Source organism: Campylobacter concisus, from assembly GCF_902460875.1.
Classification (GTDB): Bacteria; Campylobacterota; Campylobacteria; order Campylobacterales; family Campylobacteraceae; genus Campylobacter_A; species Campylobacter_A concisus_AA.
Window position 1 is genome coordinate 168,555 of the sequence record NZ_CABPVR010000004.1, and the last position, 7,167, is coordinate 175,721.

Sequence of the window (7,167 nt, forward strand, 5' to 3'; positions counted from 1 at the left end):
TTTGTGATTTTAAAAATTTTGTAAATCTAACAGCAAAATATTTAAAATATTATTAATAAAAAACTCTACATTAAATTTAGTAATAAAAATTTTTAAAAAATTTAAATTTTATATGCTTTTGGATAAAATCACGCAATCAAAAAATAGGAAAAATTTATCATGAACTATGAAATAATCGTCGTTGGCGGCGGACATGCAGGTATTGAGGCAAGTCTTGCAGCAGCCAGAATGGGCAAGCAAACTTTACTTATCACGATCTTAGCTGAACAAATAGGCGCCGCAAGCTGTAATCCAGCCATTGGGGGCCTTGCGAAGGGACATCTTGTAAAAGAGATCGACGCGCTTGGCGGTCAAATGGGGCTTACGACTGATGCTGTTGGCATCCAGTTTCGCGTGCTAAATGAGAGCAAAGGCCCAGCAGTACGTGGTAGCCGCGCTCAGATCGATATGGATAGATACCGCGTTTATATGAGAAATTTGCTTTTAAACACACCAAATTTAGAAATTTCTCAAGAGATCGCCACTGAAATTTTAAGCGAAAATGGCGAAGTAACGGGCGTTAAAACCCACCTAAATAACGTCTATAACGCAAAAAAGGTGATAATTACAACTGGTACATTTTTAAACGGGCTAATTCATGTTGGATTTAACAAACTTGAAGCTGGCCGCGTGGGCGAACTAAGTGCAAAGGATCTAAGCGGCAGTCTAAGAGAGCTTGGGTTAAATTTAGGTAGGCTAAAGACTGGAACATGTCCAAGGATCGATGCAAAAACGATAAATTTTGAAATTTTAGAGAAGCAAGATGGCGACGCAAAGCCAGTTGCATTTAGCTTTAGAACTAAAAATTTCTCACCAATGCAGCTGCCATGCTACATCGCCTATACAAACGAAACCACGCATGAGATAATTCGCTCAAATTTTGACAAAGCACCACTTTTTACAGGTCAGATCGAGGGCATCGGACCAAGATATTGCCCTAGTATAGAGGATAAGATAAACCGCTTTGGCGACCGCGACAGACACCATCTTTTCATCGAGCCTCAGACGCTTGAAGCGACAGAGTACTATATAAACGGCTTTTCGACTAGCTTGCCTTATGAGGTGCAAGTGCAGATGCTTCGCTCTGTAAAGGGCTTTGAAAACGCAAAAATCGTAAGACACGGATACGCCATCGAGTACGATTACGTCGAGCCAACACAGCTAAGACATAGTTTGGAGACAAAAAAGGTAAAAGGTCTTTATCTAGCTGGGCAGATAAATGGCACGACTGGATATGAGGAGGCCGGTGCTCAGGGACTAATGGCTGGTATAAATGCAGCGCTTTCACTTGATAATAAAGAGCCGCTTATCTTGCGCCGCGATGAGGCGTATATTGGCGTTTTGATCGATGATCTTGTCACAAAAGGGACAAAAGAGCCATATAGGATGTTTACGAGTAGGGCAGAGTACCGCTTGCTTTTGCGTGAGGAAAATGCCATTTTAAGGCTTGGCGGATATGGACATGAGCTTGGACTGCTTGATGATGAGACTTTTAATGAAATTGAAGCTATCAGGCAAAATTTAAAAGATGGGCTTGCTTACCTTAACAATACTCAAATTACGCCGAGCAAGCAAAATTTAGAGCTTTTAGCCAGCCTTGATGAAGAGCCAATAAGCCAAAATGTGAGCCTTCAAAAGATTGTCGCACGCAAGAGCTTTACGGCTGAAAAACTAAGAAAGCTTGATCAGAAATTTGCAAATTTAGATGATGCGAGTGTGGATCAAATTTTAACCGAGTGCAAGTATCAGCACTACATAAATGAGCAAAAAAATCAAATAGAAAAAATGAAAGATATGATGGATGTGAAAATTCCTGAAAATTTTGACTTTAGAGGTGTGAGTGGTCTTAGTAATGAAGTGGTCGAAAAGCTTGAGAAATTTGCACCGCCTACGCTTTTTGCTGCGAGTGAAATCTCAGGTATCACGCCAGCTGCGATTGATATCTTACATATTTATATAAAGATGAATGAGAAAAGGCTTGGCTGATTTTGATTTTAGATTTAGTTCAAAAAGCCATAAAGCTTAAAATTTTCATCTTAAAATCAAGATTTACGTTTAAGCTAAAATTAACATTATTTTTGCAGATTATATTTAGAAATTATACTTTTTTAATTTTTTGAGAGTATAATCGTTAAGAATTTATTTATAGAAAGGAATTTAATGTCAGTAAAGCAAGAAAGACGTAGCTTTATCGGCCTTGCGTTTGGTGCTGTGGCAGCTGTCGGCGGCGCTATGTCACTAGTGGCTGTTAAAAAGACTTGGGATCCGCTTCCAAGTGTAAAAGCTGCTGGTTTCACAACAGTTGATCTAAGTCCGATCAAAGATGGAGAAATGAGGCAGGTTGAGTGGCGTAAAAAGCCTATTTTCATCCTTAAAAAAAGTCCTGATATGGCTAAAAATGACAAAAGAGATGTTGTCGTGGGGGATGCTAGATACGTAGTTCTTATCGGACTTTGCACGCATCTTGGTTGTATACCTGAGTATAAAGCAAGCAAACAAATGTTTGTATGTGCCTGTCATGGCGGCGAATTTAATGCCGACGGAATGCAAACATACGGACCTCCTCCAAGACCACTTGATATACCACCATTTAAGATTGATGGAACCAAGCTAGTTCTAGGCGAAACAAGCCCAGAATACGAAAAATTAGTAGCAAAAGCTTAGGAGGATAGCAATGTCTTTAGCTCATAAATCAACTGGCGTTATTGACTGGCTTGATCAACGCCTAGCTTTTACAAAACTTATAAAGGTTCTAGTTAGCGAATACTGGATTCCAAAAAATATAAATTTCCTTTGGGCAATGGGCGTTATTTTAACAACGCTTTTTATGCTCTTAATTGTTACTGGTTTTTTACTTTTAATGTATTACAAACCAGATGTAAATTTAGCATTTGATAGTGTAAATTATACTATTATGCAAGAGGTCGAGTATGGCTGGCTTTGGCGTCATATTCACGCAGTTTCAGCTTCTACGATATTTCTTATTATGTATATTCACTTGCTTACTGGACTTTACTATGGTTCATACAAAAGAGGCAGAGAAGTCATTTGGATAAGTGGTATGGTGCTATTTATCTGTTTTTCAGCGGAAGCATTTAGTGGTTATATGCTCCCATGGGGACAGATGAGCTACTGGGCGGCAACTGTTATCACTCAGCTTTTTGGCGGTGTGCCAGTTATTGGTGATGCTTTAGTTGAGTGGATTAGAGGTGATTATGCAGTTGGGGACTCAACACTTACTAGATTTTTTATGCTTCATGTTTGTCTATTGCCACTTGTAACGATAGCTGTTTTGGTTATTCACTTCTACTCTTTAAGAGTTCCGCATGTTAATAACCTAACAAGCGAAGATATAGACTTTGAAGTAGAGGCACAAGAGTATCTACACGGCGATAGAGCAAAATCTAAAGTTATACCATTTTGGCCAGGATTTTTAGCAAAAGACTTTATGTATGTATCATTCTTTATGATATTTGTCATCTATCTTGTTTGCTATCACTTCAATTTTGCAATGGATCCTATCAACTTTGAGCCAGCAAATCCACTAAAAACCCCACCACATATATACCCAGAGTGGTATTTCTTGTGGCAATATGAAATTTTACGTGGCTTCTTCTTTGATATAGCTGGAATTTCTGCTTATAACATTGGTCTTATCGCGTTTGCGTTTGCAGGTGTTGCATTCATGCTTATACCTCTTCTTGATAGAAGCGACCTTGTAGCTCCAGCTCACAAAAGACCACTATTTTTTATATGGTTTTGGGTCTTAGTTATCGATCTTATCGTTTTATCTATATATGGCAAGCTCCCAACAGGTGGTTATAATGACTGGATAGGATTTTATTCATCATTGCTATTCTTGTTCTTATTTATAATTGCATTGCCAGTTATAACAATACTTGAAAGAAAGAGGGGCTAATTATGAAAGAGCTTAAAATTTTTGCCATTGTTGTTATTCTTTCAGGTGTTTTATATTGGGGTATCGAGCCTTATGCTCACACAAAGCTTCATCCTCATACTGCAAATGCTGAGTATAACTTCTCAAAAGAAGATACTGACTATGCAAAGCACTTTTTAGAGCAAAAAAAGACAGCACTTGAGACTGCTAAGGCTAGCGGAAATAAGGCAAGTATAGACGCGGCTACAAAAGATGTAGAAGTAGCACAAAAAATTCTTGACGACTATACAGCATTTTGGAATGACATTAACTCTATTGATCTTACAAAAGGTGACGCTACAAAGGGTGCTGATACTTTTGTAGCAGCTGGATGTACAGGATGCCACGGTATAGAGGCAGCAGGTATGCCAGCTGGTATGGATGCTGAGACAGCTAGTCAAAGCTTTGGTGTAGTGCCACCAGATCTTAGTACCGCTGGTAAAATTTATGACGATAAATTCTTAGCCGCACTCATTAAAAATCCAACTATGGCTTTAAAGCTAACTCATAAATTTAACGACGAGCATCCATTTCCGATGACCGCATTTATGGGCGCTGGTGGTGATATAAATGCTGAGACTGCCGATATAGTAGCTTATTTGAAAAAGGTATCTGCTGATTATGAAAAGACAAACAATAAGATCACTGAAGAAAAGGTTTTTGCTGATGCATGTCAAAGATGTCATGATATAAAATATGACAAAAAATATGCATTTAGCAATAAAGTAAGCCTTGCTGCTTATATGGGCTCAAATCCACCTGATCTATCGATGATGATCCGTTCAAAAGGCGATGAGTATTTACATAAATTTATAAACGATACTCAAAAGATGCTACCAGGTACTGCAATGCCAAGAGTTGGCTTAAATAAAGCTGCTGAAGACGACGTGGTAGCTTATATCCAAAAAGTAGGCGACAAGAAGAAGGCTGAGCGCGAGAGCACAGGGCTTTATGTCATGATCTACTTCTTTATATTAGGAATTTTTGCTTGGCTTTGGAAACGCAAAGTTTGGAGCGAACTACACTAAAATTTAAGAGCCTCTTTGGCTCTTAAATCCTCTCTGGTAAATTTACATATATAAATAGGTATTCTTTAAATTTATTCTTTTACAAAATTTAATCAAGCAGTCTTGTAAATTTTAAACTTTCATTCACTCGTAAGAGCCGACTACTAAAATCTGGCTTCACTTACCGCTTAGCTCAAATTTTAGAACCGAAATTACTCATTAAAGTTTGATTGAAATTAACAAAACTGCATGCAGTGCTCTAGCACTAGAGCATGCCCTTTGAACGTGTCAGGGAAGAGGGATTGTTAAGGGAGAAGGGAGTTCTTTTGCTTTGCTAGCTCGCAACTGCAAGCAGACCGTAATTTAAGCTCCATTCTCCCTTAATGAAAGAATAGGATATAGTCTATACGCTTTATAAATTTTAAAATTTAATTCTCTCGTAAGAATTTGACTATTGATTTTAGGTCCCGCAAGGCTTGCCACTAAAATCAAAGCAGAAATTACTCGTTTATGAAATTTTAAAAATTTGCCTAAAACCTAAAGCAGTAGTATGCCTATGCCACCATGTAAGCTATGAATACACAAGCATTTCGGTAGAAAATAGAAATATATCTGAGTTTTAACGGTCGCTATTTAAATAAATTTATTTTAAGCAAATCACTCACTAAAACCCACCAAATTTTACAAAAATAGTAAAATTTAGCTCCGCATCAAGCCTATTTAAAACTAAATTTCCTTGGCGATCTTGCTCATTTTATTGAGCAGTTTTTCACGTTCATTTGGCTTTAGGTTGCCGTATTGAAGCTTTGTTATCATCTGCATGAAGTCAAATTGTTTAAACATTTGCGCATCGCTTTTTAGCTCTTTTTCTAGCTGTTTATAAATTTTTTCAGTCTCTTTATTTGCTTTTTCTAAATTTTGTAAAAAGCTTCCAGTTGCGCTCATATCAAGATCGTTTTTTGCAGCTTTATCGATGACATTTTTTAGATTTGCTAAATTTTCAGAAATTTTCATCTGCATTTCCTTTTGGATTTTAAAATTTAGAGCAAATTTTATTCCTAAATTTCCTCCCACCACTTTTTTCTAGGCGGATTTTGGGTGGTGAAAACTTCCCCGATCATCGGCGTTGCGTAGTTTAGCTCAAGCTTTGTCGCTGCCTTTTCAAAACGCTTGATTGGCTCATCCCAAGAGTGATAAGAAAGATCAAATTTGCCCCAGTGAACTGGTACGCCAAGCTTTGCACCAAGATCTTTTAGTGCTTGCGCTGACTCCTCTGGCTTCATATGCACGTAAGGCCAGCCATCGCCGTAAGCACCATTTTCTATAAAAACTAGATCAAAGGCGTCAAATTTCTCATTTATCATCTTAAAATGCTTGCCGTATCCGCCATCTCCGCTAAAATAAAAGCTAAAGCCAGCCTCTTCAACCGCCCAGCCACCCCAAAGCGTCGTATTTCTTTTAAATGTGCGCCCACTAAAGTGCCTTGAAGGACAAAACGTGAAGTTTAAATTTCCTATTTTTTGATCACCAAACCAGTCAAACTCATAAATTTTGTCTTTATCAACGCCCCATTTTACAAGGTGAGCTTTTACGCCAAGCGGCACTAGAAATTTGCAAATTCTATCCTTTAGCTCAAGTATTGTTTTGTAATCAAGATGATCGTAGTGATCGTGCGAGATGAGGGCGATGTCGATCACATCTGGGTAATCACTAGCGGTGATAGTATGCTCGTAGGCAAAGGGCTTACCGCCAATTGGCAGTGGAAATGCTCGGTGCAAAACTGGATCTGTGACGATGGTTTTGTCATCAAGCTTACAGATGAGGCTAACGTGCCCTAGCCAGATAAACTCGCCGTTTTTCAAGGCATTTGCGTCAAATTTTAAATTTGGTAAAGGCTTAGTTGGTAGCTTACCTTTTGGTGGAAAAAGTGCTTGGCGGACGAAATTTAGCATAGATGCTTGCGGATTATTTTTTACCATATCAATCGTTGGCTCTAAATTTATAAAAACTTTGCCGTTAAAATTTGGCGAAGATTCTATCAGCTTTTGACTCTTAGCATCTGGTGTGCCACCAAAAACTGGGGCAAATTTTATAAAAATAAAAACTACAACAATAAACAAAACTATAGCTATAAAAATTCCCATAAAAAGCCTTTTAAATTTAAAGGTCGGATTATATTTTAGA

Annotated in this window: 6 protein-coding genes; 4 read left to right on the top strand and 2 right to left on the bottom strand. The window is 38.0% G+C overall.

What is annotated here, in order from left to right; genetic code table 11:
• Nucleotides 1-159 precede the first annotated feature (159 nt).
• The 4 genes from mnmG to F3H01_RS02575 all read left to right on the top strand — a co-directional run bounded on the left by mnmG (nucleotide 160) and on the right by F3H01_RS02575 (nucleotide 5,004).
• On the top strand, nucleotides 160-2,025 hold the full coding sequence (mnmG, locus tag F3H01_RS02560) for a tRNA uridine-5-carboxymethylaminomethyl(34) synthesis enzyme MnmG (protein WP_149724733.1): 1,866 nt from the start codon (nucleotides 160-162) through the stop codon (nucleotides 2,023-2,025).
• A 174-nt stretch (nucleotides 2,026-2,199) separates the two neighbouring features.
• Nucleotides 2,200-2,703 carry a ubiquinol-cytochrome c reductase iron-sulfur subunit gene (gene petA / locus F3H01_RS02565; protein WP_021091707.1) on the top strand — a complete coding sequence of 168 codons (504 nt, stop codon included), beginning with the start codon at nucleotides 2,200-2,202 and terminating at the stop codon, nucleotides 2,701-2,703.
• A gap of 10 nt (nucleotides 2,704-2,713) precedes the next feature.
• Complete coding sequence (locus tag F3H01_RS02570) at nucleotides 2,714-3,958, top strand: cytochrome b (protein WP_072594554.1); 1,245 nt, start codon at nucleotides 2,714-2,716, stop codon at nucleotides 3,956-3,958.
• Between the two features lie 2 nt (nucleotides 3,959-3,960).
• Entirely contained in the window at nucleotides 3,961-5,004 is a 1,044-nt protein-coding gene (locus F3H01_RS02575) for a c-type cytochrome (RefSeq protein WP_107709691.1), read from the top strand.
• Nucleotides 5,005-5,709: 705 nt separating this feature from the next.
• On the opposite strand, the gene F3H01_RS02580 is transcribed toward F3H01_RS02575, so the two are convergent.
• A complete protein-coding gene (locus F3H01_RS02580; protein WP_021091759.1) occupies nucleotides 5,710-5,997 on the bottom strand; it encodes a hypothetical protein in 288 nt (95 codons plus the stop codon).
• Between the two features lie 44 nt (nucleotides 5,998-6,041).
• The coding region (locus tag F3H01_RS02585) for an MBL fold metallo-hydrolase (RefSeq protein ID WP_223155333.1) at nucleotides 6,042-7,167 on the bottom strand (1,126 nt) is incomplete at its 5' end.